This window comes from Rhodobacter xanthinilyticus, assembly GCF_001856665.1.
Taxonomy (GTDB): domain Bacteria; phylum Pseudomonadota; class Alphaproteobacteria; order Rhodobacterales; family Rhodobacteraceae; genus Rhodobacter; species Rhodobacter xanthinilyticus.
The window spans coordinates 2,330,266-2,353,489 of record NZ_CP017781.1; the positions used below are offsets into that span (position 1 = coordinate 2,330,266).

Annotated in this window: 24 protein-coding genes and 1 tRNA gene; 13 read left to right on the top strand and 12 right to left on the bottom strand. The window is 67.5% G+C overall.

Annotation, left to right across the window (positions count from 1 at the left end; translation table 11 throughout):
- Positions 1–229: 229 nt before the first annotated feature.
- Both secG and LPB142_RS11335 read left to right on the top strand, forming a co-directional pair.
- The gene (gene secG / locus LPB142_RS11330; RefSeq protein ID WP_068766573.1) at positions 230–583 is read left to right on the top strand and encodes a preprotein translocase subunit SecG; all 354 of its coding nucleotides are present in this window, start codon (positions 230–232) and stop codon (positions 581–583) included.
- A gap of 147 nt (positions 584–730) precedes the next feature.
- Positions 731–2,374, top strand: a complete 1,644-nt coding sequence (locus LPB142_RS11335; RefSeq protein WP_068766572.1) for a CTP synthase — start codon at positions 731–733, stop codon at positions 2,372–2,374.
- A 163-nt stretch (positions 2,375–2,537) separates the two neighbouring features.
- On the opposite strand, the gene phaR is transcribed toward LPB142_RS11335, so the two are convergent.
- From phaR to phaC, 3 genes are all read right to left on the bottom strand, one after another.
- Positions 2,538–3,101, bottom strand: coding sequence for a polyhydroxyalkanoate synthesis repressor PhaR (gene phaR / locus LPB142_RS11340; protein ID WP_068766571.1), 564 nt, complete (start codon positions 3,099–3,101; stop codon positions 2,538–2,540).
- A 150-nt stretch (positions 3,102–3,251) separates the two neighbouring features.
- On the bottom strand, positions 3,252–3,707 hold the full coding sequence (locus LPB142_RS11345) for a Phasin (RefSeq protein WP_068766570.1): 456 nt from the start codon (positions 3,705–3,707) through the stop codon (positions 3,252–3,254).
- Between the two features lie 140 nt (positions 3,708–3,847).
- Positions 3,848–5,641, bottom strand: a complete 1,794-nt coding sequence (gene phaC / locus LPB142_RS11350) for a class I poly(R)-hydroxyalkanoic acid synthase (RefSeq protein ID WP_071166436.1) — start codon at positions 5,639–5,641, stop codon at positions 3,848–3,850.
- A gap of 103 nt (positions 5,642–5,744) precedes the next feature.
- Between phaC and phaZ the strand changes: the two genes are divergently transcribed.
- Entirely contained in the window at positions 5,745–7,016 is a 1,272-nt protein-coding gene (gene phaZ / locus LPB142_RS11355) for a polyhydroxyalkanoate depolymerase (RefSeq protein WP_068766568.1), read from the top strand.
- Positions 7,017–7,060: 44 nt separating this feature from the next.
- Here phaZ and LPB142_RS11360 read toward each other — a convergent pair whose 3' ends face one another.
- Together LPB142_RS11360 and LPB142_RS11365 are read right to left on the bottom strand one after the other, a co-directional pair.
- Positions 7,061–8,182, bottom strand: a complete 1,122-nt coding sequence (locus LPB142_RS11360) for an ABC transporter ATP-binding protein (RefSeq protein WP_071166437.1) — start codon at positions 8,180–8,182, stop codon at positions 7,061–7,063.
- An 82-nt stretch (positions 8,183–8,264) separates the two neighbouring features.
- Positions 8,265–9,047: an SDR family oxidoreductase gene (locus tag LPB142_RS11365; protein ID WP_071166438.1), complete on the bottom strand. Its 783-nt coding sequence runs from the start codon at positions 9,045–9,047 to the stop codon at positions 8,265–8,267.
- 177 nt (positions 9,048–9,224) lie between these two features.
- Here LPB142_RS11365 and LPB142_RS11370 point away from each other — a divergent pair, with 177 nt between their 5' ends.
- From LPB142_RS11370 to LPB142_RS11390, 5 genes are all read left to right on the top strand, one after another.
- On the top strand, positions 9,225–10,220 hold the full coding sequence (locus LPB142_RS11370; protein ID WP_071166439.1) for a Hint domain-containing protein: 996 nt from the start codon (positions 9,225–9,227) through the stop codon (positions 10,218–10,220).
- A gap of 135 nt (positions 10,221–10,355) precedes the next feature.
- A complete protein-coding gene (locus LPB142_RS11375) occupies positions 10,356–10,865 on the top strand; it encodes a hypothetical protein (protein ID WP_068766564.1) in 510 nt (169 codons plus the stop codon).
- A 48-nt stretch (positions 10,866–10,913) separates the two neighbouring features.
- Positions 10,914–12,509, top strand: a complete 1,596-nt coding sequence (locus tag LPB142_RS11380) for a peptide chain release factor 3 (RefSeq protein WP_071166440.1) — start codon at positions 10,914–10,916, stop codon at positions 12,507–12,509.
- Positions 12,506–12,973, top strand: a complete 468-nt coding sequence (locus LPB142_RS11385; protein ID WP_071166441.1) for a DUF6869 domain-containing protein — start codon at positions 12,506–12,508, stop codon at positions 12,971–12,973. Before LPB142_RS11380 ends, LPB142_RS11385 begins: the two co-directional genes overlap by 4 nt.
- 70 nt (positions 12,974–13,043) lie before the next feature.
- Complete coding sequence (locus LPB142_RS11390; protein WP_071166442.1) at positions 13,044–13,499, top strand: hypothetical protein; 456 nt, start codon at positions 13,044–13,046, stop codon at positions 13,497–13,499.
- Positions 13,500–13,569: 70 nt separating this feature from the next.
- Here LPB142_RS11390 and LPB142_RS11395 read toward each other — a convergent pair whose 3' ends face one another.
- Positions 13,570–14,757 carry a deoxyguanosinetriphosphate triphosphohydrolase gene (locus LPB142_RS11395; protein WP_071166443.1) on the bottom strand — a complete coding sequence of 396 codons (1,188 nt, stop codon included), beginning with the start codon at positions 14,755–14,757 and terminating at the stop codon, positions 13,570–13,572.
- Between the two features lie 71 nt (positions 14,758–14,828).
- On the opposite strand from LPB142_RS11395, the gene LPB142_RS11400 reads away from it, so the two are divergent.
- From LPB142_RS11400 to xth, 3 genes are all read left to right on the top strand, one after another.
- Entirely contained in the window at positions 14,829–15,158 is a 330-nt protein-coding gene (locus LPB142_RS11400; RefSeq protein WP_071166444.1) for a HesB/IscA family protein, read from the top strand.
- A gap of 63 nt (positions 15,159–15,221) precedes the next feature.
- The gene (locus LPB142_RS19065; RefSeq protein WP_071166445.1) at positions 15,222–16,376 is read left to right on the top strand and encodes a hypothetical protein; all 1,155 of its coding nucleotides are present in this window, start codon (positions 15,222–15,224) and stop codon (positions 16,374–16,376) included.
- 53 nt (positions 16,377–16,429) lie between these two features.
- On the top strand, positions 16,430–17,209 hold the full coding sequence (xth, locus tag LPB142_RS11410) for an exodeoxyribonuclease III (RefSeq protein WP_071166446.1): 780 nt from the start codon (positions 16,430–16,432) through the stop codon (positions 17,207–17,209).
- Between the two features lie 3 nt (positions 17,210–17,212).
- On the opposite strand, the gene LPB142_RS19420 is transcribed toward xth, so the two are convergent.
- The 3 genes from LPB142_RS19420 to LPB142_RS11425 all read right to left on the bottom strand — a co-directional run bounded on the left by LPB142_RS19420 (position 17,213) and on the right by LPB142_RS11425 (position 19,416).
- Entirely contained in the window at positions 17,213–17,527 is a 315-nt protein-coding gene (locus LPB142_RS19420) for a hypothetical protein (protein ID WP_068766556.1), read from the bottom strand.
- 85 nt (positions 17,528–17,612) lie between these two features.
- A tRNA-Thr gene (locus LPB142_RS11420) sits at positions 17,613–17,688 on the bottom strand.
- Between the two features lie 42 nt (positions 17,689–17,730).
- Positions 17,731–19,416, bottom strand: coding sequence for an ABC transporter permease (locus LPB142_RS11425; RefSeq protein WP_071166447.1), 1,686 nt, complete (start codon positions 19,414–19,416; stop codon positions 17,731–17,733).
- 82 nt (positions 19,417–19,498) lie between these two features.
- On the opposite strand from LPB142_RS11425, the gene LPB142_RS11430 reads away from it, so the two are divergent.
- The gene (locus LPB142_RS11430) at positions 19,499–20,374 is read left to right on the top strand and encodes a hypothetical protein (RefSeq protein ID WP_068766554.1); all 876 of its coding nucleotides are present in this window, start codon (positions 19,499–19,501) and stop codon (positions 20,372–20,374) included.
- 219 nt (positions 20,375–20,593) lie between these two features.
- On the opposite strand, the gene LPB142_RS11435 is transcribed toward LPB142_RS11430, so the two are convergent.
- Positions 20,594–20,845 carry a DUF2312 domain-containing protein gene (locus LPB142_RS11435; protein WP_068766553.1) on the bottom strand — a complete coding sequence of 84 codons (252 nt, stop codon included), beginning with the start codon at positions 20,843–20,845 and terminating at the stop codon, positions 20,594–20,596.
- Between the two features lie 149 nt (positions 20,846–20,994).
- On the opposite strand from LPB142_RS11435, the gene LPB142_RS11440 reads away from it, so the two are divergent.
- Positions 20,995–21,210 (top strand): hypothetical protein, encoded by a 216-nt coding sequence (locus LPB142_RS11440; protein ID WP_071166448.1) that lies wholly within the window; start codon positions 20,995–20,997, stop codon positions 21,208–21,210.
- On the opposite strand, the gene LPB142_RS11445 is transcribed toward LPB142_RS11440, so the two are convergent.
- Both LPB142_RS11445 and LPB142_RS11450 read right to left on the bottom strand, forming a co-directional pair.
- Positions 21,211–22,317, bottom strand: a complete 1,107-nt coding sequence (locus LPB142_RS11445; RefSeq protein ID WP_071166449.1) for a hypothetical protein — start codon at positions 22,315–22,317, stop codon at positions 21,211–21,213.
- Positions 22,215–23,174: an enoyl-CoA hydratase/isomerase family protein gene (locus LPB142_RS11450; protein ID WP_083392672.1), complete on the bottom strand. Its 960-nt coding sequence runs from the start codon at positions 23,172–23,174 to the stop codon at positions 22,215–22,217. The genes LPB142_RS11445 and LPB142_RS11450 overlap by 103 nt, the downstream gene beginning before the upstream one ends.
- Between the last annotated feature and the right edge of the window lie 50 nt (positions 23,175–23,224).

Consider the following 23,224-nt stretch of genomic DNA (forward strand, 5'->3'; position numbering starts at 1 on the left):
CCTCGAGGGTTGCAAAACCGCGCGACATATAGCGGGCCGGCCGCCCGGTTGAAACCGCTTTTTCGCCCCCGCGCGTCATCTTTCTGTCATTGGCGGCGCCGGCCCGGCCGGGGATTTGCGTATTTTTGCCAAGAAGAAACCGGGCGGGGGGCGCGGGGCCCCAAAGGGGTTGCGCGGGGCGCGACAACTGCCTAAGTAGGCGCGTCTGATGATGGAAGGCCCAGCCCGCATGGAAAACGTCGTTCTTTCGGTTCACCTGATCCTCGCGCTTTTGCTGATCGGCGTCGTGCTGCTGCAGCGCTCCGAGGGCGGCGGCCTTGGCATGGGCGGCGGCTCGGGCGTGATGACCGGGCGCCAGGCGGCCAATGCGCTGCAAAAGGTGACCTGGGCGCTCGCCGGGCTGTTCATCGTCACCTCGGTCACGCTGACCGTTCTGGCCGCGCAAAAGGCCAATCAGAGCTCGGTCGTCGATGCGGTGGCCGCGCCCGCGCCCGCCGAGGCGCCCGCCACCCCCGCCGCGCCGGCGGTGGAGCTGCCGCCCGCGGCCTCCGATGCGCCGGTGGTGCCGCCTGCGGCAAACTGACCCTATAAATAGGGTAGCTGCAAAGACTTAACTCAACTGCTTGCGGTCCGGTTGCGGGCGGGCTGCGAATCGTGTAAGCATTAAATCCCGTGATCCCGCCCCTCGTGGCGCGGGAATAATTCAGAATTTTCTGCTCACGGGGGTCTCATGGCGCGTTATGTCTTCATTACCGGCGGCGTTGTTTCGTCGCTCGGCAAGGGTCTGGCCTCGGCTGCCCTCGGTGCGCTCTTGCAAGCGCGCGGCTTTTCGGTCCGGCTGCGCAAGCTCGACCCCTATCTCAACGTCGATCCGGGCACGATGTCGCCCTTCGAACATGGCGAGGTCTTCGTCACCGATGACGGCGCCGAGACCGACCTCGACCTCGGCCATTACGAGCGCTTCACCGGCGTTTCGGCGCGCAAGACCGACTCGGTCTCCTCGGGGCGGATCTACTCGAACGTGCTCGAGAAGGAGCGCCGCGGCGAATATCTGGGCAAGACGATCCAGGTGATTCCGCATGTCACCAACGAGATCAAGGATTGGATCGCGGTCGGCGACGACGAGGTCGATTTCATGCTCTGCGAGATCGGCGGCACGGTCGGCGATATCGAGGGGCTGCCGTTCTTCGAGGCGATCCGCCAGTTCGCGCAGGACCGCCCGCGCGGCCAATGCATCTTCATGCATCTCACGCTCCTGCCCTATCTGGCGGCATCGGGCGAACTCAAGACCAAGCCCACCCAGCACTCGGTCAAGGAACTGCGCTCGATCGGGCTGCAACCCGATGTGCTCGTGTGCCGCTCCGAACAGCCGATCCCGGACAAGGAACGCGCCAAGATCGCGCTGTTCTGCAACGTCCGCCCCGATAGCGTGATCCCGGCCTATGACCTGCGCTCGATCTACGAGGCGCCGCTGGCCTATCACCGCGCCGGCCTCGATCAGGCGGTGCTCGACGCTTTCGGGATCTCGCCCGCGCCGAAGCCCGACATGGGCCGCTGGGAAGACGTGATGGACCGGCTGACCAACGCCGAGGGCGAGGTCCGCGTCGCGATCGTGGGCAAATATGTCCAGCTCGAGGATGCCTACAAATCGATCGCCGAGGCGCTGACCCATGGCGGCATGGCCAACCGCGTCAAGGTCAAGGCCGAGTGGATCGACGCCGAGATCTTCGAGCGCGAAGACCCCGGCCCGCATCTCGAGCGCTTCAACGCCATTCTGGTGCCCGGCGGCTTTGGCGAACGCGGCACCGAGGGCAAGATCCGCGCCGCGCAATATGCGCGCGAAAAGGGCATCCCCTATCTCGGCATCTGCCTCGGCATGCAGATGGCCGTGATCGAGGCGGCGCGCAACCTCGCCGGCGTGACCGACGCGGGCTCGGAGGAATTCGACCATGAGGCGGGCAAGAAACGCTTCACCCCGGTCGTCTACCACCTCAAGGAATGGGTGCAGGGCAACCACCGCGTCGAGCGCAAACTCGGCGACGACAAGGGCGGCACCATGCGCCTTGGCGCCTATTCGGCGAGCCTCAAGGAGGGCTCGAAAGTCGCCGAGGTCTACGGCACCACCGAGATCGAAGAGCGCCACCGCCACCGCTACGAAGTCGATATCAAATACCGCGAGCAGCTGGAAGCCTGCGGGCTGGTGTTCTCCGGCATGTCGCCCGATGGCCGCCTGCCCGAGATCGTCGAACACAAGGGCCACCCGTGGTTCATCGGCGTGCAGTTCCACCCCGAGCTGAAATCCAAACCCTTCGCGCCGCATCCGCTCTTTGCCGATTTCGTCCGCGCCGCGAAGGACCAAAGCCGCCTCGTCTGAGGCCGCACCCCCCCCTGAAATGCACAAGGGCGGCCCGCAAGGACCGCCCTTTTTGATGCCCGAACGCGCCGCCTGCGCTTTCATCTTGCCAAAAATATCCCGGGGGAGGGCCGCAAGGCCCGGGGGCAGAGCCCCCTGCCCGGCAGCCCCCCCCGGCCAAAGATCAGAGCTTCGAGAGCTTCGATTGCAGCTCGGCGAGTTGCTTCTTGATCGCGGCCAGCTCCTCGCGGTCTTGCGTCGCGGCGGGGGCCTCCTCGCCCTCCGGCCCGCTCGACCCGCCCGGCGGCGCCCAGCCCGCCATCATGGATTTCAGGAACGCCTGTTGCTGACGCTGCAAGGCCTCGAACCCCGGCATCGAAGCCATCGGGTTCGGGAAGCCGGAGAATTGCTCCATCAGCTGCGATTGCCCCTCGCGCAGCATCTCGAAACTCGCCGCGAGGAATTGCGGCACCACCGATTGCGCCGAGGTCGTATAGCTGCGCACCAGATCGGTCAGCACATCCACCGGCAGCACATTCTCGCCGCGGCTCTCATGCTCGGCGATGATCTGCAACAGATATTGCCGCGTCAGATCGTCCCCCGATTTGAGATCGACGATCTGCACCTCGCGCCCCGCCCGGATGAAGCTCGCGATATCCTCGAGCGTCACATAATCGCTCGTCTCGGTGTTGTAGAGCCGGCGGCTCGCATACCGCTTGATCAGCAGGGGCTTGGTCTCATCGCTCATCGGGTCCTCCCTTATTGCAGCGCAGCAATCTTGATCCGCCAGCCGCCCAAAAGCAACAAAAGAAAAGGGCGAGCCGAAGCCCGCCCTCTAGTCCGCACCGGCAGGGAGGAGGTTGCCGGGTCGCGGGAGGAACTCGTTACGAGGTCACAGTTACTTCGAGGTCGCGGCCGAGGTGGCCTTCTTCGCGGCAGCGGTCACTTCCTCGGTGGCTTTCTTCACCGCGGCGGTCGCGTCTTCCGAGAAATCCTTGCCGGCGGCCAGCATCAGCTCGACGGTTTCCATCTGAACTTTCTTGGCGACTTCGGCGAAGGCGGCGAGGTTTTCAGCGGCCATCTCGGCCGAGGCCGAAGCGAAGTCGCTCACCGCTTTGGCGTAATCCGCCGGCTCTTCTTTCTTGGTGGCCAGCGAGCCGACTTTGCTCAGCGTGTCCTTGGCCCATTTCGACGAGATCTCGGTCGACTTCTCGGCGGCGTCGAGGGCAACCTTGGCCATCTTCTCGCCAAGCGCCGCTTGCGACTTGAACGCGTCTTGGAATTTCGAGGCATCGATCGGCATCGACGCCATCATGTCTTGCATCATCTTGGTGAAGTCTTGGGTCTTGGCCATTGGTCTTGCTCCGATCTGGGGGCCCGAAACTGATCTGCGGCGAGGGCCCGTTCGCTTGTTCAATTATATACATGCTGCGGCGCAGCATTTCAACTAAAAATGCTGCGCCGCAGAAATTTTACCAGCCGAATTAATTCCGCTCAGACGCGGACGACCTCGCCCACATAGGTCCCCGGCGCGTCGCACAGCGGCGGGTGCTTGGCGTCGCCCGGCTGGCGCGCGGGCACCATCGGCCCCGAACGCTCCGCAAGCCAGGCGCCCCAGCGCGGCCACCAGCTGCCCTCATGGCGCACCGCCGCCGCCTTCCAGGCCATCGGGTCGGTGATCGGCGCCTCGGAGGTGTAATGGCCGTATTTCTTCTTCGAGGGCGGGTTCACGATGCCGGCGATATGGCCCGATTCCGAGAGGATGAAGGTCTTTTCCGCCGAGCCCATCTGCGCCATGCCGTTGAACGAGGCGATCCAGGGCGCGATATGATCGGTCTCGCAGGCGATCGCGCAGAGCGGCGTCTTGACCTCCGAGATCCGCACCAGCTCGCCCAGCACCGGGAAGCCCTTGGTGCTGAAACGGTCGTCCTGACACAGCCCGCGCAGATATTCGACCGCCATCTTGCCCGGCAGGTTGGTCGAATCGCCGTTCCAGTAGAGCAGATCGAAGGCCGGCGGCGCCTCACCCATCATGTAGGAGCGGATCGCGGGCGTGTAGATCAGGTCGTTGGCGCGCAGGAACGAGAAGGCGCGCTGCATGAAATAGCTCGAGAGCACCCCGTCGACCTTCACCTGCGCCTCGATCCCGTCGACGAAATCGTCCTGCAAAAGCGGCGTGAATTCGCCCTGATCGGAGAAATCGGTCAGCGTGGTGAAGAAGGTCGCGGCATTGACCGACTTGTCCTTGCGCTTTTCCATCAGCGCGAGCGTGAGCGAGAGCGTGGTGCCCGCGATGCAATAGCCGACCGCGTTGACCTTCTTCTCGCCGGTGATCTGCTTGACCTCGTTGATCGCGGCCAGATAGCCCTCGGCAACATAATCGTCCATGCCGACATCGGCATAGCTCGCATCGGGGTTCTTCCAGCTCACCATGAACAGCGTGAAGCCCTGATCGACGATCCAGCGAATCAGCGAATTGGCGGGCTTCAGATCGAGGATGTAGAACTTGTTGATCCACGGCGGGAACACGATCAGCGGCGTCTTGTGGACCGTCTCGGTGGTCGGGCTGTATTGGATCAGCTCGAGCATGCGGTTGCGAAACACCACCTTGCCCTCGGCGGTGCCGATGTTCTGGCCGACCTTGAAGGCGTTCTTGTCCGAGAGCGTGACGAGCAGGTCGCCCTGGTTCTCCTCGATGTCGCGGACCAGATTCTCCAGCCCCTTCACCAGGCTGTCGCCCTCGGTCTCGACCGCACGCTCGAGCGCATCGGGGTTGGTCGCGAGGAAATTCGTCGGCGCCATCATGTCGATGATCTGATGGGTGAAATAATCGAGCCGCTTGCGGTCGACCGGGTCGAGCCCCTCGACATTGTTCACCGCCTCCTCGAGCGCCTTCGAGGAGATCAGATATTGTTGCTTGATGAAGTTGAAATAGGGGTGGGTATCCCAGAGCGGGTTGGTGAAGCGGCGGTCCTTCGGCCCGGCATTTTCCGGCGCCTTGAAGCCGCGCTGGGCGAGCGCATGGCTCGCCTCGACGTAATGCTTCATCGCCTGACCCCAGTAATTCACCTGCGCCTCGAGGATCTTCTCGGGATGCGTGGTGAGCTCCTTGAGAAAGGCCGCGCTCGTCGCCATCACCAGATCCATCCCCGGCGCCTCGGTGCCCGGCTGGCGCGTGCGCTTGCGCGCGAGAGCCTCGACCATGCGTTGCGTCAGAGCCTCGATCTTGGCCAGATTGTCCTTGAAATGCTGCGATGCGGCGGGGGCAAAGTCCTCAGTAGTTGCCATAACGCGTTAACCTCCCTATCCTTTTGAACAACAGCATAGCGCCGCCTTTGCGGGAGGGTAAAGCGGCGTTTTCAGGGGAGAGCCTCAGGGCCAAGGAGCGCAGATGAAGGGCATTATGAGTTACGACCTGATGGAAACCATCAGGAATACCAACGAGTGGATGGGTGCCTCCGCACGCGCCATGGCCTCCTACCCGATCTGGGGCCTGACGCCCCATCCGATGTTCAAGGTGATGTCGGCCTGGGGCCGCGTCACCGAGCGCAGCTTCGCGCGGATGGTGATCAAGCCCGACTGGGGGATCCGCTCGATCCCCGGCGAGGACGGGCGCGACCATCTGATCTCGGTCGAGACGGTGATCGACAAGCCCTTCGGCGCGCTGATCCATTTCAACGTGCAGGGCCGCGCGCCGATGAAGCGCCGGATCCTGCTCGTCGCGCCGATGTCGGGCCATTACGCCACGCTGCTGCGCTCGACGGTGGCGTCGCTGCTGCCCGACGCGGAGGTCTATGTCACCGATTGGCATAATGCGCGCGATATCCCTGTCTCGGCCGGCAAGTTCGATGTCGAAGATTACACGCTCTATCTTGTCGAATTCATGAAACACCTCGGCCCCGACATCAACGTCATCGCCGTGTGCCAGCCCGCGCCCCTGACGCTGGCCGCGACCGCCTATCTGGCCGAGGAAGAGCCCGCCGCCCAGCCCCGCACGCTGACCCTGATCGGCGGCCCGATCGACCCCGATGCCGCCGCCACCGAAGTCACCGATTTCGGCCGCCGCGTCACCATGGGCCAGCTCGAGCATATGGTCATCCAGCGCGTCGGCTTCAAATACAAGGGCGCCGGGCGGATGGTCTATCCGGGGCTGATGCAGCTCGCCTCCTTCATCTCGATGAATGCCGACAAACATTCCAAGGCCTTCCAGGACAAGATCCTCGCCGAGGCCAAGGGCGAAGGCTCCGAGCGCGATCACCACAACATCTTCTATGATGAATATCTCGCGGTGATGGACATGACGGCGGAATTCTACCTCTCCACCGTCGAGCGGATCTTCAAGGGCCTCGAGATCGCGCAGAACCGCTTCACCGTGAACGGCAAGCGCGTCGATATCGGCAAGATTACCGATGTCGCGGTGAAGACCGTCGAGGGCGCGAATGACGATATCTCGGCGCCGGGCCAATGCGTCGCGGCGCTGCGGCTGTGCACGGGCCTGCCCGAGAGCAAGAAGGCCCAGCATCTCGAGCCGGGCGCGGGCCATTACGGGATCTTCGCGGGCTCCTCGTGGCGCAACAACATCCGCCCGCTGGTGCTCGAGTTCATCGACCAGAACGCCGACCCCGCGCCCAGCGCCAAGATCGCGCCGATCCGCGCGGTCTGAGCGGGCCCCTCACGTCAGAAAAGGCGCCCCGCGGGGCGCCTTTTTCATCTCTGCGAGGGGAAGACGAAACAGCGGTCGCGCCGGATCATCAGCCACATCGGCGTGCCGGGCTTGGGCAGGAAGACATTGGGCACGGTGGCGCGCAGCACCTCGCCATTGGCCTCCATGCGAAACTCCACAAGGCTCTCGCGGCCCATGAAACGCGCGCGCTCGACCACGCCCCGCGCGGGCGTGCCGTCCTGCACGGTCGGGTTCGGGCCGCGCCCGGCGCGGTCGAAGTCGATCTTGAGATGCTGCGGGCGGATCACGATGTCGATCTCGGTGCCGTCGGGGTGGCCGGGCGTCAGGAAATCGCCAAAGGGCGTGGGGGTCAGCGCGCCTTTGACGCGGCCCTTGATCACGTTGATATCCGAGAAGAACGCCGCCGCCGCGCGGTCGGCCGGGGCGTTGTAAAGGTTGTAGGGCGCGCCGCGCTGCACGATCTTGCCCGCGCGCATGAGCAGGATCTGATCCGCCATCCGCATCGCCTCATGCGGCTCATGCGTGACAAGGAGAACCGCCGTCCCCTCCTCCTTCAGAAGCGCCAGCGTCTCGTCGCGGATCCCGTCGCGCAGCCGCTCGTCGAGCCCCGAGAACGGCTCATCCATCAGCAAGATCCGCGGCCGCGGCGCGAGCGCGCGCGCCAGCGCCACCCGCTGTTGCTCACCCCCCGAAAGCGCATGGGGGTAGCTGTCGATATGGCGCGAAAGCCGCACCCGCGCGAGCAGCTCCTCCACCCGCGCGCGTTTCTCCGCCCGCGGCCCGGTGAGCCCGAAAGCCACATTCTCCGCCACGCTCAGATGCGGGAAGAGCGCGAAATCCTGAAACATCAGCCCGATCGCGCGCCGCTCGGGCGGCACCCGGAAGACCGTGTCGCACACCAGCGCCCCGTCGACGAAGATCTTGCCCGCGTCCTGCATGTCGACGCCCGCGACGATCCGCAGCGTGGTCGATTTTCCGCAGCCCGAGGGGCCGAGCAGGCAGGTCACCTGCCCCGCCGGGATCGAGAAGGACACATCGTCCAGCACCACCTGGCCGTCGAAGATCCGCGTGAGGTTCTGGACCTCGAGGCGCGGCGGCTCGGGCGGGGCGGCGGGCGGGACGGGCGCGGTTTCGGCAAGGCTCACGGGGCTATCCGATCAAAATTCTCAGGCATCCCCCGGGGATAGCAGCGCCGCGCCCGCCACGCAAGCGCGCCGCCGCCCGCCTTTACAGGGTGAGGTTCGTCGCCCCGCCATCGGCGAGGATATTCTGCCCGACGATGAAACCCGCATGGGCCGAGCACAGAAACGCACAGGTCGCGCCGAATTCGGCCGCGGTGCCATAGCGCCCCACCGGGATCGTGGCGGCGCGCCGCGCGGCGGCCTCTTCCATCGTGATCCCCTCGGCCGCCGCCACCGGCCCGTCGAGCGCGGCCATCCGGTCGGTGCCATGCATGCCGGGCAAGAGGTTGTTGATCGTCACCCCCGCGGGCGCCACCTGCCGCGCGGTGCCGGCGACAAAGCCGGTGAGCCCCGTGCGCGCGGTATTCGACAGGCCCAGCGGCGCAATCGGCGCGCGCACCGCCGCCGAGGTGATATTGACCACCCGCCCCCAGCCGCGCGCCATCATCCCGGGCACCAGCGCCTGGATCATCGCGATCGGCGTGAGCATGTTGCCCTCGATCGCGCGCAGGAAATCCTCCCGCGACCAGTCGCTCCAGAGCCCGGGCGGCGGGCCGCCGGCGTTGTTGACGAGGATATCGACCGCGCCGCCCGCCGCCGCGAGCACCTCGGCGCGCCCGGCCTCGGTGGTGATATCGGCCGCGACCGGGGTGACGGTGACGCCGTAACGCGCGGAAATCTCCGCGGCGGTGCGGGTGAGCGCCTCGGCGCCGCGCGCGTTGAGCACGATCTCGACCCCCGCCTCGGCCAGCGCCTCGGCGCAGCCCCGCCCAAGCCCCTTCGAGCCCGCACAGACGATCGCGCGCTTGCCCCTGATCCCCAGATCCATGTCGCTTCTCCTTTGCTTTGGCCCAGATGTAGCGGCCCGCGCGCCACGGGCAAGCCCGGATCGCGCCCGCGCAGGCCCCGAAATACTTGACCCGAGGGACGTGAGTTGGTTAACCCTCCGGCAGTTTTGTCGTGCTATCAAGGGCACACAACCTTTTTGCAGAGTAGTCGCGCCGGTATGTCTTCCGCCTCCCCCCTCCCCGCTCAGGCCGTCCATGTCTTTGACGCCGATCTGATCTGGGTGACGTCCGGCGCCAATCAGGGCGACGGGCTGGAGCCGGCGGAGAATTGCGAGGCGGGCGATGTCTATCAGCTCGACGCCGAGGCCGAGACGCTGCGGATCTTGCTTGCGACCGGGGCGGACGGCGCGCAGACCATCGCGCAGGGCTCCGAGATCGGGCTGCCGGGCGACCGGGTGAGCCTGGTGGCGCGCCATGTGATGATGGCGCCCGATGGCGATACGGTCGATATCTTGTTGATCCGCCACGAGGAAAGTCATCGTCTCTTCGCGCTGCCGCTCTCGCCGATCGCGCCGCGGATGGATTACACGCTGCTCGAGGCGCATGAGGACCCGGGCACGGTGCGGCTTTCCGATCTCGTCTGCGTGGCGTTCACCACCGGCACGTTGATCACCATGGCGGGCGGCGCGCAGGCCCCGATCGAGACGCTTTCCCCCGGCGACCGGGTGCTGACGCGTGACAACGGGCCCCAGCCGCTGCGGGTGGTGGCGCGGGCGACGATGCGCGCGCTCGGCTCCTTCGCGCCGGTGGTGATCTCGGCCGGCACGCTGGGCAATGAGGGCGATCTGGTGGTCTCGCCGCATCACCGGGTGTTTCTCTATCGGCGCGGCGAGAAGCGGCTTGGCGAGACCGCCGAGATCCTCGTTCAGGCCAAGCATCTCGTCGATGGCGAGCATGTCTGGCGGCGCGAGGGCGGCTATGTCGATTATTATGCGTTGGTTTTCGATCATCATGAGATCATCTATGCCGAGGGGATCCCGGTCGAGAGCCTGATGGTCTCGGAGGCGACGCTGAGCATGATGCCCGAGGAGCTGACCTCGGAGATCCGCGCGCGGCTGCCCGATCTCAAACATGCGCCGCATTTCGGCACCGAAGCCGGGCGCGAATTGCTCGAGACGGTGGGGCGTGAGGCGCTGTTTCGCAAGAAGGAGTGAGCGCGCGGGGGCTCTGCCCCCCTGGCCTGCGGCCAGTCCCCAGGGATATTTCGACATCGTTGAAGGGGGATCGGGCGCGCGGATGTTCAGCGGTTTGGGCAGATAATTTCAGGAGATTTTCATGGGTTCGTTTCGTTGAGCGCCGCGCCGGGGGCGCTTCTTTTGGCCGCGCTGGTGCTGGCCGGTTGTCTCGAGGGCCCGACCCCCGAGCAGATCGCCGCCGCCGAGGCCCGTGTCGCCGAGCAGGACGCGCTGTCGCGCGCCGCGATCAAGCCGCTGGTCCCGGTCTGTCTGGCCGCGCTCGAAAGCGGCACGCCGGCCGCCCCTGCGGCGATGGCGCGGCTGGGCTACAAGGTGGGGATGCTCGGCAGCTGGGCCAGCACGACGGGCGCGGTGGCGATGACCGTCAAGTTCGACGGCGAGAGCTGCAATTTCTCGACCAATTCCGGCGCGTTGCAGGGGATGGGCGCGGAGATCACCACCGCGCTCGAGGCGCGCGGCTACAGCCGCGACGGCACCGGCAAGGACATGTGGAGCCGCGGCGCGCAATATTCCTACACCAAGGGCGCGGTCGCGCTCGCGCTCACCGGCTCCTCGCACTATGCCTATGGGGTGCAGACCACCCTGCAGCTCAAGCGCCGCTGAGCGCCCAAGCCCATTGCCCGCCCCGCGCCCTTCGGATAAAGGGCGGGCATGACCCAGAACGCCGCCCTCCCGCCCGAAATCGCCCGCCGCCGGACCTTTGCGATCATCTCGCACCCCGACGCCGGCAAGACCACGCTGACCGAAAAGTTCCTGCTCTTCGGGGGCGCGATCCAGATGGCCGGTCAGGTGCGCGCCAAGGGCGAGGCGCGGCGCACGCGCTCGGATTTCATGAAGCTCGAGCAGGAGCGCGGGATCTCGGTCTCGGCCTCGGCGATGAGCTTCGAGTTCCGCCAGTATCGCTTCAATCTGGTCGACACGCCCGGCCACTCGGATTTCTCCGAGGACACCTATCGCACGCTGACCGCGGTCGACGCCGCGATCATGGTGATCGACGGGGCGAAGGGCGTGGAAAGCCAGACCCGCAAGCTCTTCGAGGTCTGCCGGCTGCGCGATCTGCCGATCCTGACCTTCTGTAACAAGATGGACCGCGAGAGCCGCGACACCTTCGAGATCATCGACGAGATCCAGGAGAACCTGGCGATCGACGTGGCGCCGGCGAGCTGGCCGATCGGGATGGGGCGCGAGTTCGTGGGCTGCTACGACATCTTGCACGACCGGCTGGAGCTGATGGACCGGGCCGACCGCAACCGGGTGGCGGAGAGCATCAAGATCGAGGGGCTCGACGACCCCAAGCTCGCCGAACATGTGCCTGCCGATCTGCTCGCCAAGCTGCGCGAGGAGATCGAGATGGCGCGCGAGCTCCTGCCCGCCTTCGACCGGCGGAGCTTCCTCGAGGGCCATATGACGCCGATCTGGTTCGGCTCGGCGATCAACTCCTTTGGCGTCAAGGAGCTGATGGACGGGATGGGCGAATACGGCCCCGAGCCGCAGCCGCAAAAGGCCGCCGAACGCGCGATCGACGCGGGCGAGGGCAAGGTCACGGGCTTCGTCTTCAAGGTGCAGGCCAACATGGACCCCAAGCACCGCGACCGCGTGGCCTTCGTGCGCCTCGCCTCGGGCCATTTCGAGCGCGGCATGAAGCTCACCCATGTGCGCTCGGGCAAGCCGATGGCGGTGACGAACCCGGTGCTGTTCCTCGCTGCCGACCGCGAATTGGCCGAGGAGGCCTGGGCGGGCGACATCATCGGCATCCCGAACCACGGCCAGCTGCGCATCGGCGATGCGCTGACCGAGGGCGAGAAGCTGCGCTTCACCGGCATCCCGAGCTTCGCGCCGGAGCTCTTGCAAGCGGTGCGCTCGACCGACCCGATGAAGGGCAAGCATCTCGAGAAGGCGCTGATGCAATTCGCCGAGGAAGGCGCGGCCAAGGTCTTCAAGCCGATGATCGGCTCGGGCTTCATCGTGGGCGTCGTCGGCGCGCTGCAATTCGACGTGCTGGCGAGCCGGATCGAGATCGAATACGGGATCCCGGTGCGCTTCGAGAGCTCGCAATTCACCTCGGCGCGCTGGGTCACCGGGCCGAAGGACGTGGTCGACAAGCTCGTCAACGTCAACAAGCAGCATATCGCCACCGACCATGACGGCGACATCGTGTTCCTGACCCGCCTGCAATGGGATATCGACCGCGTGGTGCGCGATTACGAGGGCGTCAAGCTCTCGGCGACCAAGGAGATGATGCAGTGACGCCGCTGCCGCCCGATCTGACGACGCGCCTGACCGAGGCCGCCGGCGCGCCCGCGGGGCTCCATACCGTCGAGGCGCTGGCCGATCTGTGGCTGGCCGATCATGCCGAGGACGGCGGCGACCCGGAGGAGCCGACCTGGTCCGACCTCTGCGTCTTCGAGCTCGACGCCCACCCGGAGGTGCTCCTCGCCTTCATCCTGCGCGCGCTGCGCAAGGCCGAAACCGCCTGGCAGGCGGGGCTTCTGGCCGCGGGCCCGCTCGAGGATCTGATCGCCGCCCATGGCCCCGCGGTCATCGACCGGCTGGAGGATCAGGCCCGCCGCGCCCCGCGCGTGGCCTTCGCGCTCACCGGTGTGTGGCAGGGCGAAGGCACCGACCCCGCCGTCTGGGCCCGCCTCGAGGCCGCCCGCGCCCCGATGATGGAGCGCGGCCTCGACACCGGCGCCGCCCTGCCCCCGGCCTGACACGCACCTTCAGGTTGCATTGCGCGCGCCCTGCTACCATAAGCCGCATGGTTCGGGGCCGGAGACGCGCATGTTTCGCGAACTGACCGCCATTGCCCAAGCCTGCCTCACCGCCAAGACGGTGACCCGATCCGATCTCGACGTGATGCTCCTGCTCGCCGAGGCCGACCCGGACGCCCTGCCCGATCGCGCCCACGCCCAGCTGCGCGAGGCCGAAAGCGCCTTCCTGCGCCAACCCGCCGACCGGCTGAGCTACATCGAACGCCTCGCGCGGCTCCTCAAAACCGCAAGCCGGCTGCAGCTGCGCCCCGATGCGCGCCGCCTCACCCCCCATTTCGCGCTCTCCGACGCCCAACGCGCCTTCGGCCTCGGCGCCTGCCTCGAGCTGCGCACCCGCCTCACCGAGGCGAGCTGGCTCAATATCCGCAGCCGCTGCCGCCTCCTCGACCGCCTCGCCGCCTGCGAGATCGAGCTCGGCGCCGAAACCGGCGCCTTCGACGTGCTGCGCCGCCACGCGCTCGCCTGACCCGCCCTTCAACGATGCCGAAATATCCCGGGGGTGAATGGCCGCAGGCCAGAGGGGGCGGCGCCCCCGATCAGGGCTCGCCCCCGATCAGCCGGTGATATTCCTGGATCGCGAAACGATCAGTCATCCCCGCCACATAATCGAGCACCATCCGCGCAAGCTCGGTCTCGCCCCGCGCCGCCGCCGCCGCGACATCGGCCTGCCAATCCTCGGGCAAGAGCTCGGGCCGCTCCAGAAACAGCGGAAAGAGCGCATTGACCATCGCCGTCACCCGCTTGCGCTCGACCACCACCGTCGGCGCGCGATACATCCGCTCGAAGAGGAACCGCTTGATTGCCTTGAGGTTTTGGTAAAGCGGCTTGGAAAAGCGGATGATCGGCCCCTCCATATGGCGGATATCGTCGACCGATTGCGGCTGCAGGCTCGCCAGCCGGTTCTGCGCCACCGCGATCACATCCTCGACCATCACCCCGAACACCCGCCGCAAAGCCTCATGCCGGCGCCGCATCGGCTCGAGGCCTGGGTGCAGTTTGTCCACCTCCGCGAAACAATCCCCGATCACCGGCAGCGCGCAGAGATCCTCCTCGGTGAACAGCCCCGCCCGCAACCCATCATGCAGATCATGGTGGTTATAGGCGCAATCATCGGCCACCGCCGCCACCTGCGCCTCGGCCGAAGCATTGGTCTCGAGCTCGAGATCCCAGGCCGCGTCGAATTCCGCCAGCGCATAGGGCAGGCTCGCCCGGTCAGGCACCTGATGCGAGCCGCCCCTGTCCGAGATCACCGGCCCGTTGTGCTTGGCGATCCCCTCGAGGGTCTCCCAGGTCAGATTGAGCCCGTCAAACCCCGCATAATGGCGCTCGAGCTTGGTCACGATCCGGAGCGCCTGGGCGTTGTGATCGAACCCGCCATAGGGCTCCATCAACACCGCCAGCGCATCCTCGCCGGTATGGCCGAAGGGCGGGTGGCCGAGGTCATGGGCGAGCGCCACCGCCTCGGCGAGATCGGTATTGAGCCCGAGCGCCGAAGCGATCGTGCGCGCCACCTGCGCCACCTCGATCGTATGAGTCAGCCGCGTGCGGTAGTAATCGCCCTCATGTTCGACGAAAACCTGGGTCTTGTGCTTGAGCCGCCGGAACGCCGAGGAATGGATGATCCGGTCGCGATCGCGCTGGAACGGCGAGCGGAAGGTCGAGATGTTTTCCGGGAAAAGCCGGCCACGGCTGGCCTCGGGATGGCAGGCATAGGGGTGCAGCACGTCGTCCTCGCTTGTCGGCGCCTTTGCCCCACCCTATATCGGGTTGAACCCCCAAGAACAGGCCCAACGCGATGGTTTTGCCCCCGAAAGTCACCCCCCGCGCCTTCGAGCGCCTCGCCCAGATCAACGCCGCCGCCACCGCGCCGCGCGCGCTGCGCGTCGCGGTCGAGGGCGGCGGCTGTTCGGGGTTTCAGTATCAGATCACCCTCGCCGAGGCGCCCGAGGCCGATGACATCGTGCTCGAAGGCGCCGGCCAGCGCGTGCTGATCGACCCGGTCAGCCTGCCGTTTCTGGAAAACGCGGTGATCGATTTCACCGACGAGCTGATCGGCGCGCGGTTCGTCGTGCAGAACCCGAACGCGACCGCGAGCTGCGGCTGCGGGATCAGTTTCGCGATGTGAGGGGCGCCTTGCGCGCTTGCCTCGCCTGCTGCAAAGTTGACGCGAGCGGCAGGGTGCGGGTGAATGATGCAGGCGAGTGAGATCAGGGACGAAAAAACGCTGCAAGCCTGGCTTGCGGCGCGGCCCGAGACGACACAACAGCGCGATGCCGTCATCATCGCCCATCGGGCCGCCATGCGGGTGCTGCCGCTTTTTGTTCAGGAACTCAACGAGGGCTGGGCACAAAAACATGGTCTGACAGCCCTACCTGTTTTGCGCCCGAATTTGACTTCGGGGGCCACTGTGGGGAACCCGGCCCCCGAAGTCAAAAAAGCCGCCGTCTTCGCCGCCACCGCCGCCGCCGCCGCCACCACCCGCTCCGCCACCACCCGCTCCGCCGCCGCCACCCGCTCCGCCACCACCGCCGACTCCGCCGCCTTCGCCGCCGCCTTCGCCGCCACCGCCGCCGACTCCGCCTTCGCCGCCACCACCGCCGACTCCGCCTTCGCCGCCGCCGCTTGGACCCAAATTCAGAGCGACGCCGCAAAGTTGGAAACCAGCGCCAACCCCGAACAATCTGCGCTGTGGCCAGACGCCCCCGAGGCCCTGCAGCAGGCATGGGCCACGGCGCGCGCTTGGCTCACCGTCCACCCCGGCCATGACTTCTGGATCCGCTGGTATGAGGCCGCCCTCGCAGGGCGCCCGCTCACGGGCGATTGGGAAACCCACGACGAGCTTTTGACCGACATCGCCCTCATCCCCGACGAGGATTGGGAAAAGGGCGCAGAACACATCGCTGCGCTGATCGCCGAGATCGAGGCGCGACATCGGCTCCTCGCTGAAACCCGGCGCCTCAAGACCGAACTTGCTCCAATGGTTACCGCTGCCGCCGCGGCACCAATCGGGCACAATCACCCGCCCGAACCGCTGGATGATGCGCCCCTTCCCCAGCAACTGACCATAATCTGGGCTATGCTCGACAATGCCGAGCTTGAGCTTTCGAAGCCGAAGCCCGACAAATCTGTGCTGCGCAAAATTGGCACGAGCCTCAAGAACGCCGCCATTGCTATCGCCAGATACTGTGGGCTGAAAGCGGACAAGGCCTTGGACAAGGCCGTCGAGACCTTGGGCGCCACAGTTGGTAAAGGAACGGCTGCCGCAATCGTGGCCAAGCTGGCCGGGCTCGACGATGCCGTCTTAGCTCTGGCCAATGCAATCAAGACCTTTGCAGGGCCCTAACCCCTTCCCCTCGCGCGCCCCCTCCCCTACAACCATCCCAAAGGGAGGCCCCCATGAAACTCGCAACCTTCAACATCAACGGCATCAAGGCCCGCGCCGAGGCCTTGCCGGCTTGGCTCAAGGAGGCCGAGCCCGATGTCGTGGTCTTGCAGGAGATCAAGTCGGTCGACGAGGCCTTCCCGCATGAGATCTTCGACGGCCTCGGCTATCGTATTGAAACGCATGGGCAAAAGAGCTTCAACGGGGTCGCGATCCTGTCGCGGCTGCCGCTCGAGGATGTGACCCGCGGCCTGCCGGGCGACGAGAGCGACGAGCAGGCGCGCTGGATCGAGGCGACCGTCGTGGGCCGCCGCGCGGTGCGGATCTGCGGGCTCTACCTGCCCAACGGCAACCCCGCGCCGGGGCCGAAATTCAACTACAAGCTCGCCTGGATGGAGCGGATGCGCGCCCGCGCGGCTGCGCTCTTGCGCACCGAGGAGCCGGTCGTGATGGCGGGCGATTACAACATCATCCCGCTCGACGCCGACGCCGCCAAACCCGAGGCCTGGCGCGAGGATGCGCTTGCCCGCCCCGAGAGCCGCGCGGCGTTCCGGCGGATCGTGAACCTCGGCTTTACCGATGCGCTCCGCACCCAGCACCCCGAGCCCGGGCTCTACACCTTCTGGGATTACCAGGCCGGCGCCTGGGCGCGCAACAACGGCATCCGCATCGACCACCTGCTGCTCAGCCCGCAGGCGGCCGACCTTCTGCGCGACAGCGGCATCGACAAGGAGGTGCGCGGGCGCGACAAACCCTCCGACCATGTGCCGGTCTGGATCGAGCTCGACGCCTGAGCCCTACATCGTCGCGGTGCGCTCGAGGTAATCGACGCGCGCCGGGCCGCCCGGGCGCGGCAGGCCGGCATTGGGCTTCGCCTGCGGCAGGCACAGGAACAGATGGCTGCTGTGGAGCGCATTCGGCGGCGTCTGGGTCGAGGCATATTCGGCCTGAAGCCCCTGCATCGCGCAGATCCGCCGCGCCTCGGCGACCGCTTCGGCGGTGGGTTTGGCGCCGGTCGTCTGCACGCGCAGCGAATGGCCGTTATACTCGGTGATGACGCTCGGCGCGCAGGCCGTCAGCGCAAAAAGCGCGATGAATCCAAAGCGATACATGAAGCCTCCAGAGATAATGCCCCAGAGCTAGAAGATTTCGCGCCCCGGCACAAGCCGCCGGAGCGGCGCGATTTGCGAGAAAAACTGGTGCCGACAGAGGGACTTGAACCCCCGACCCTCGACTTACAAGATCGCCGCTCTACCAACTGAGCTATGCCGGCCCTCGGGCTTCCTACAATCGCCGCGCGCGCCGCGCAAGCGCCTCAGCGCCCGCCGCCGAGGTTCGCGCGCGCGAGGATCACCGTCGCCACGAGCCCCACCGCCATCACCAGAAGCGCCGCGGGGGCGGCATCGCCGAGGTTCTCGAGGCTCGCCTTTTCATGGACGCGCGTCGCCAGCGTCTCGTAATTGAACGGCCGCAGGAGCATCGTCGCGGGCAGCTCCTTGACGCTCTCGACAAAGACCAGGAGCACCGCCGAGGCGACCGAGCCGCGCATGAGCGGCAGGTAGACCTCGCGCAGCGCCCCCCCCGCGCTGCGCCCGAGCGAGCGCGCCGCCATCGGCAGCGAGGGCGGCACGCGGCCAAAGGCGCTGTCGGCGGCCGATTGCGCGAGCGCGAAAAACCGCACGACATAGGCCAACATGATCGCGAAAGCCGAGCCGGTGAGCAACAGCCCCGGGTCGGTGCCGCTCAGCGCGAAGATCAGATCGGCGAGGCGATGGTCGAGCGCGGCGAGCGGGATCAAGATCCCCACCGCGAGCACCGCGCCGGGCGCGGCATAGCCGAGCGCGGTGAGCGGCAAGACGAGCCGCGGCAGCCGCCGCCCGGTCATCCGCACGCCGTAGACCATGAAAAGCGCCGCCGCCACGCACAGCGCCGCCGCCACGCCCCCGGTCAGGAGCGTATGACCAAGCGCGCGCGCAAGCCCGGGCCCGACCCAGCCCTCCGGGTTGGCCCAGGCATAGGCCGCGATCACGCCCACCGGCAACACGAAGCCCATCACGAAGGGCGCCGCGCAAAGCGCGCTCGCCACCCAAGCCGACGGGCCGGTGAGGCGCAGCTTCGTGATCGGGCGGGGCTGGCGGGCGGATTGGTAGTAGCGCGCGTGCCGGCGCGAGCGTTTCTCGAGCCCAAGCAGCAGGAAGATCACCGCGAGCATCACCCCCGCGATCTGCGCCGCGCCGCCCGCATTGCCGCCCTCGAGCCAAGTGGTGAAGATCCCGGTGGTCAGCGTCTGCACGCCGAAATAATCGACCACGCCGAAATCGGCGACGGTTTCCATCATCGCAATCGCCGCCCCCGCCGCGATCGCCGGGCGCGCAAGCGGCAGACCCACCCGCAGGAAGAGCCCCACCGGCCCCGCACCAAGCGCGCGCGCGACCTCATAGCTGCCGCCCGATTGCTCGCGGAAGGCCGCGCGGGCGAGGAGATAGACGTAAGGATAGAAGGCCGCCGCCAGCACCACCACCGCCACCCAGCGCGCCCGCACCTCGGGGAACCAATAGTCCCGCGCCGAGGCCCAGCCGAAGGTCTCCCGCAGCGCAACCTGCAAAGGCCCTGAATAATCAAGGAAATCCACCAAAGCATAGGCGCCGATATAGGCCGGGATCGCCATCGGCAGGAGCAGCAGCCACTCGAGCCAGACCGACCCCGGGAAGCGATACATCGACACGAGCCAGGCCGCCCCCGCCCCGATCATCGCGGTGAGCACCGCCACACCGCCCGCCAGCACCGCGGTATTGGCCAGATAGCGCGGCAGCGTGGTGGCCAGAAGATGCGGCCAGATATTCTCCGTCGGGCTCAGCGCCAGCCAGATCACCGCCAGGATCGGCGCCAGAACCACCGCCGCAATCGCCGCCGCGCCCACCGACCACAGCCCCGAGCCCGCCACCCGCAAGCCGGCGGCACCCCCGCGCGCAATTTCCTGAGTTTTTGAATCAGTCACCATGTCGCAGGCTTATACCGAAACCCGTTTGCCTGTCCAGAAAACCGCCTGTAGTGTTTGGCGAAGGTCAGGCAGGAAAAGAACAATGCAGGTCGTCTATCACCTCGGGGCGCATTCCACCGACGAAGACAGCCTCGTGCGCACACTCGCCGAAAACGGCGAAACGCTCGACGCCGCGGGCGTCGTGGTGCCGCGGCCGAAGCGCTACCGGCTGGTGCTGCGCGATGCGCTGCTCGAGATGCGCGGCGCGCCCGCCGATCAGGCCACCCAGGACACCGTGCTCGCCGCCTGTTCGGACCGCGACGATGTCGGGCGGCTGATCTTCAGCCATGAGTTCTTCCTCTGCCTGCCCGACCGGGTGATCACGCCGCAGGGCTTTTACACGATGGTCCCCGACAAGCTCGCGCCGCTCGCCAACCTGTTTCCGCAGGCGCGCACCGAGTTCCATATGGGGTTGATCAACCCCGCGCTGCTGATCCCCGCGCTCGTCGCGCGCCAGCCCAAGCGCAGCTACGAGGATATCATGTGCGGGCTCGACCCGCGCGATCTGCGCTGGGCGCCGGTGGTTCGCGGCATGGTCGAGGCCGCGCAGGGGCGGCCGATCGTGCTGTGGTGCAACGAGGATATGCCGCTGATCTGGCCGGAGGTGCTGCGCGCGCTTGCCGGGCTGCCGGCGACGACGGCGCTGAAGGGCGATGATGCGCTGCTCGCGCAGATCATGACCGAGGAGGGGCTCGAGCGGATGCGCGGCTATCTCGCCTCGCACCCCCCGCAATCAGTGCTGCAACGGCGCAAGATCGTCACCGCCTTCCTCGACAAATTCGCCCGCCCCGAGGCGATCGAGGTCGACGTGCCCCTGCCCGGCTGGACCGAGGATCTCGTCGACGAGATCAGCCTGATCTATGACGCCGATATCGCCGAGATCGCGCAGATGCCGGGCGTGCAGTTCATCGCCGCCTAACCCCCGTCGAGCCCCCGGGCCGGGGTCGGATTTGCGTATTTGGACCAAGAAGAAACCCATCCGCTTCTTCTTGGCAAAAATACGCAGATTCCTTTGCCACCCGCGCGCGGCCGGGGCTTTGGTGCAGCCTCTGGCCTATACGAGTTCGGCCTTGCGGCCTCTGGCCCATACGAGTTCGGCCTTGCGGCCTCTGGCCCATACGAGTTCGGCCTTGCGGCCTCAGGCCATGCCGAGCGCGGCCTTGTAGATATCGAGGATCGCCTCTTCCTCGGCCAGATCGTTCTTGTCGCGTTTGCGCATCGCGATGATCTTCTTCATCACCTTGGTGTCATAGCCGCGCGCCTTGGCTTCGGACATGATGTCCTTTTGCTGCTCGGCGATATCCTTTTTCTCGGCTTCCAGCCCCTCGAATTGCTCGATGAACTGGCGCAGCTCGTCGGCGGTCACGTTATAGGCGGCATCATTGGGCATCGGCTCGCTCCTGCTCGGAAGATTTGCCCCTGAGTAGCCTGCGCGCGCGCCCGCATCAAGCGCCGCCGGGCCGCGCGGGCGCCAAAACGCTTGCCTGCGGGCGCGCCGCGCGCTAGGGCCTGCGCGAGCTCAGACCGGGAGGATGCGAGATGGAAATGCTGATCTGGATCGGCGCGGTGGTGTCGCTTGCGGGCCTCGGCGGGATCATCTGGTGCATCCTCGCCATCGCCAAGGCCAAACGCGCGGGCCTCGATGACGCGGGCCTGCGCGCGCGGCTGCAACGCGTGGTCGCGATCAACCTCGGCGCGCTCTTCGTCTCGGTGATCGGGCTGATGATGGTCGTGGTGGGCGTGCTGCTCGGCTGATCAGCCGTCGAGCTCGGCCCAGACGCGGCCGTTGCGGATCAACACATCCCAAAGCGTGACCGGAGCCGGCGCCCCTTCGGCCGCGAGCGCGCGCAGGCGCTTGCGCGTGGCCAGAAGGCCCGCCCGATCCGAGAGGAACATCGGCCCGCCATGGTGGAGCGGAAAGCCCGTCGCCACCGCCGCGAGATCGACATCGCCCGCGCGATGGGCCCGCCCGGCCTGCAAAGCCGCCGCCCCTTCGCCGGCCATCTCCGCCCAGATCCGCGCCGCGATCTCGACCGCCGAGAGCGGCTTTGGCGTCACCCCCGCCTCGGCCCGCAGCGCAACCAGAATCTCGGCCAACCCCGGCGCGGGTTTCGGGGCCGATTGCGGCTCGGGGTAGATATAGACGCCGCGGCCCTCCTCGCGCCCGGTCTGGCCCTCCATCGCGAGGAAGGTGAACAACACCCCCGGCGCACGCCCCGCCGCCTCGAGCCGCGCCGCCACCGCGGGGATGCCGATCCGGTCGGCGCGCAGGAACGGCGGCTCGGCAAAGCCCCAGACCGAGAGCACCCGGTCGACCGTTTCAGGCGCCGCCCCCGCCATCACCGCGCGCTCGGCCGCAGCAAAGAACGCCGCCTCGAGCCGCGCGCCAAGGCCCCAGCCCGCCGCGATCACCCGCGCCCCGCCGGCGCGCAACAGCGCCGCGGCCTGCGCAAAGCCCGCGCCCTCGCCCTGCAATTCGACCAGTTTGCCCGCGCGCGAAAACCCGCAAGCCCCCGCCCCGGCCGGCGCCTCGAAGACATGCAGCGCGCCGGGCGTCGCCGCCATGATCGCCGCAGCCTCGCCCGGGCGCGGCCGCGCAATCACCGCCGCCGCGCCGGAAAGCGCTGCAATATCAAAGGCCGCCGTCAGCCGCCCCCAATCCGCCTCGCGCACCTCCGGCGCGAGCCGCCCCGCCCGCACGGCCTTTTCCTGCACCTCGGCGATCGCGGTGAAGGCCGCCTCGAGCCCGGCGGCCTCGCTCAAGCCGAACCGCAGCTCATGGCCCATGCCGAGCAGCTCCGCCGCGAAGCCCTCGGGCTGATTCCAGAGCGCGACCGGCCCGCCGAGCGGCGCACCCGCCACCCCCCGGGCAGCTCGGCCGCCGCCCGCCAGGCCCGCGCCTGCCAGCGCAGCGCCGCGGGCAATTCCTGCGCGGCCATATCGGTATAGGCCACCGCCTCGAAAGACACCGCCTCATCCTCGGGCAGCAAGAGCGCCGCCTCCGCCACCTCGGCCGCCCGCGCCGCGATCGGCGCGAGGAACCCGCCCGGCGCCCCGGCCCGCGCCGCCTCGAGCCCCGCCAGATAGCCCGCGGGATCCGCCAGCGCCGCATCGCGCGCCGCGAAGGGCAGCTCCGCCCCCCCCTCGAAGGCGTTGAGCGCCGCGCCGAGCGCCGCCCCCTCCAACGTGCCCGCCGAGGCCTGCGCGTCACAAAGCCCGATCGCCATCGCCTCGGGCGAATTGAACTCGCGCGGCGCGGTCAGAAACCGCAGCGCCGCCCCCGCCCCGGCCCGCCGCGCCAGCCGCACAAAGCCCCCCGCCGCCGGGATCAGCCCGAAGCGGAACTCCGGCGCGGCGAATTGCGTGCCGGTGAGCGCGAGCCGCAGCCGCGCCGCCTGCGCCAGCGCCATGCCGCCGCCCGAAACCTTGCCCGTCAAAAGCGCCACCACCGGCACCGGCGCAAAGGCCACCCGATCAGCGAGAGCGCGCATCGCGGGCGCCTCGTCCTCGGCATAATCGGCCCCCGGCTCGCGCGAGACCGGCCAGCCGCCCTCGCCCGCGCGCAAGATCACCGCCTTCAGCCCGGGCTCGGCCAGCGCAAGCTCCAGCGCGCCGCCCAGGCTCGCGCGCAGCTCCGCATCGAACCCCGCCTCGCCGCCGCCGGGCAGCGTGAGCCACGCCACGCCCTCGCGCCGCTGCAGCTTCACCCGTCGTGCCATATGCTCGCCCCTCCGTGCCCCGGGTTCGGCCAGATCCCGCCCGGTTTCCC

Coding starts and splice junctions, on each gene's coding strand:
- secG (WP_068766573.1), top strand. CDS start 230: ATGGAAAACGTCGTTCTTTCGGTTCACCTGATCCTCGCGCTTTTGCTG.
- LPB142_RS11335 (WP_068766572.1), top strand. CDS start 731: ATGGCGCGTTATGTCTTCATTACCGGCGGCGTTGTTTCGTCGCTCGGC.
- phaR (WP_068766571.1), bottom strand. CDS start 3,101: ATGAGCGATGAGACCAAGCCCCTGCTGATCAAGCGGTATGCGAGCCGC.
- LPB142_RS11345 (WP_068766570.1), bottom strand. CDS start 3,707: ATGGCCAAGACCCAAGACTTCACCAAGATGATGCAAGACATGATGGCG.
- phaC (WP_071166436.1), bottom strand. CDS start 5,641: ATGGCAACTACTGAGGACTTTGCCCCCGCCGCATCGCAGCATTTCAAG.
- phaZ (WP_068766568.1), top strand. CDS start 5,745: ATGAAGGGCATTATGAGTTACGACCTGATGGAAACCATCAGGAATACC.
- LPB142_RS11365 (WP_071166438.1), bottom strand. CDS start 9,047: ATGGATCTGGGGATCAGGGGCAAGCGCGCGATCGTCTGTGCGGGCTCG.
- LPB142_RS11370 (WP_071166439.1), top strand. CDS start 9,225: ATGTCTTCCGCCTCCCCCCTCCCCGCTCAGGCCGTCCATGTCTTTGAC.
- LPB142_RS11380 (WP_071166440.1), top strand. CDS start 10,914: ATGACCCAGAACGCCGCCCTCCCGCCCGAAATCGCCCGCCGCCGGACC.
- LPB142_RS11390 (WP_071166442.1), top strand. CDS start 13,044: ATGTTTCGCGAACTGACCGCCATTGCCCAAGCCTGCCTCACCGCCAAG.
- LPB142_RS11400 (WP_071166444.1), top strand. CDS start 14,829: ATGGTTTTGCCCCCGAAAGTCACCCCCCGCGCCTTCGAGCGCCTCGCC.
- LPB142_RS19065 (WP_071166445.1), top strand. CDS start 15,222: ATGATGCAGGCGAGTGAGATCAGGGACGAAAAAACGCTGCAAGCCTGG.
- xth (WP_071166446.1), top strand. CDS start 16,430: ATGAAACTCGCAACCTTCAACATCAACGGCATCAAGGCCCGCGCCGAG.
- LPB142_RS19420 (WP_068766556.1), bottom strand. CDS start 17,527: ATGTATCGCTTTGGATTCATCGCGCTTTTTGCGCTGACGGCCTGCGCG.
- LPB142_RS11425 (WP_071166447.1), bottom strand. CDS start 19,416: ATGGTGACTGATTCAAAAACTCAGGAAATTGCGCGCGGGGGTGCCGCC.
- LPB142_RS11430 (WP_068766554.1), top strand. CDS start 19,499: ATGCAGGTCGTCTATCACCTCGGGGCGCATTCCACCGACGAAGACAGC.
- LPB142_RS11435 (WP_068766553.1), bottom strand. CDS start 20,845: ATGCCCAATGATGCCGCCTATAACGTGACCGCCGACGAGCTGCGCCAG.
- LPB142_RS11440 (WP_071166448.1), top strand. CDS start 20,995: ATGGAAATGCTGATCTGGATCGGCGCGGTGGTGTCGCTTGCGGGCCTC.
- LPB142_RS11450 (WP_083392672.1), bottom strand. CDS start 23,174: ATGGCACGACGGGTGAAGCTGCAGCGGCGCGAGGGCGTGGCGTGGCTC.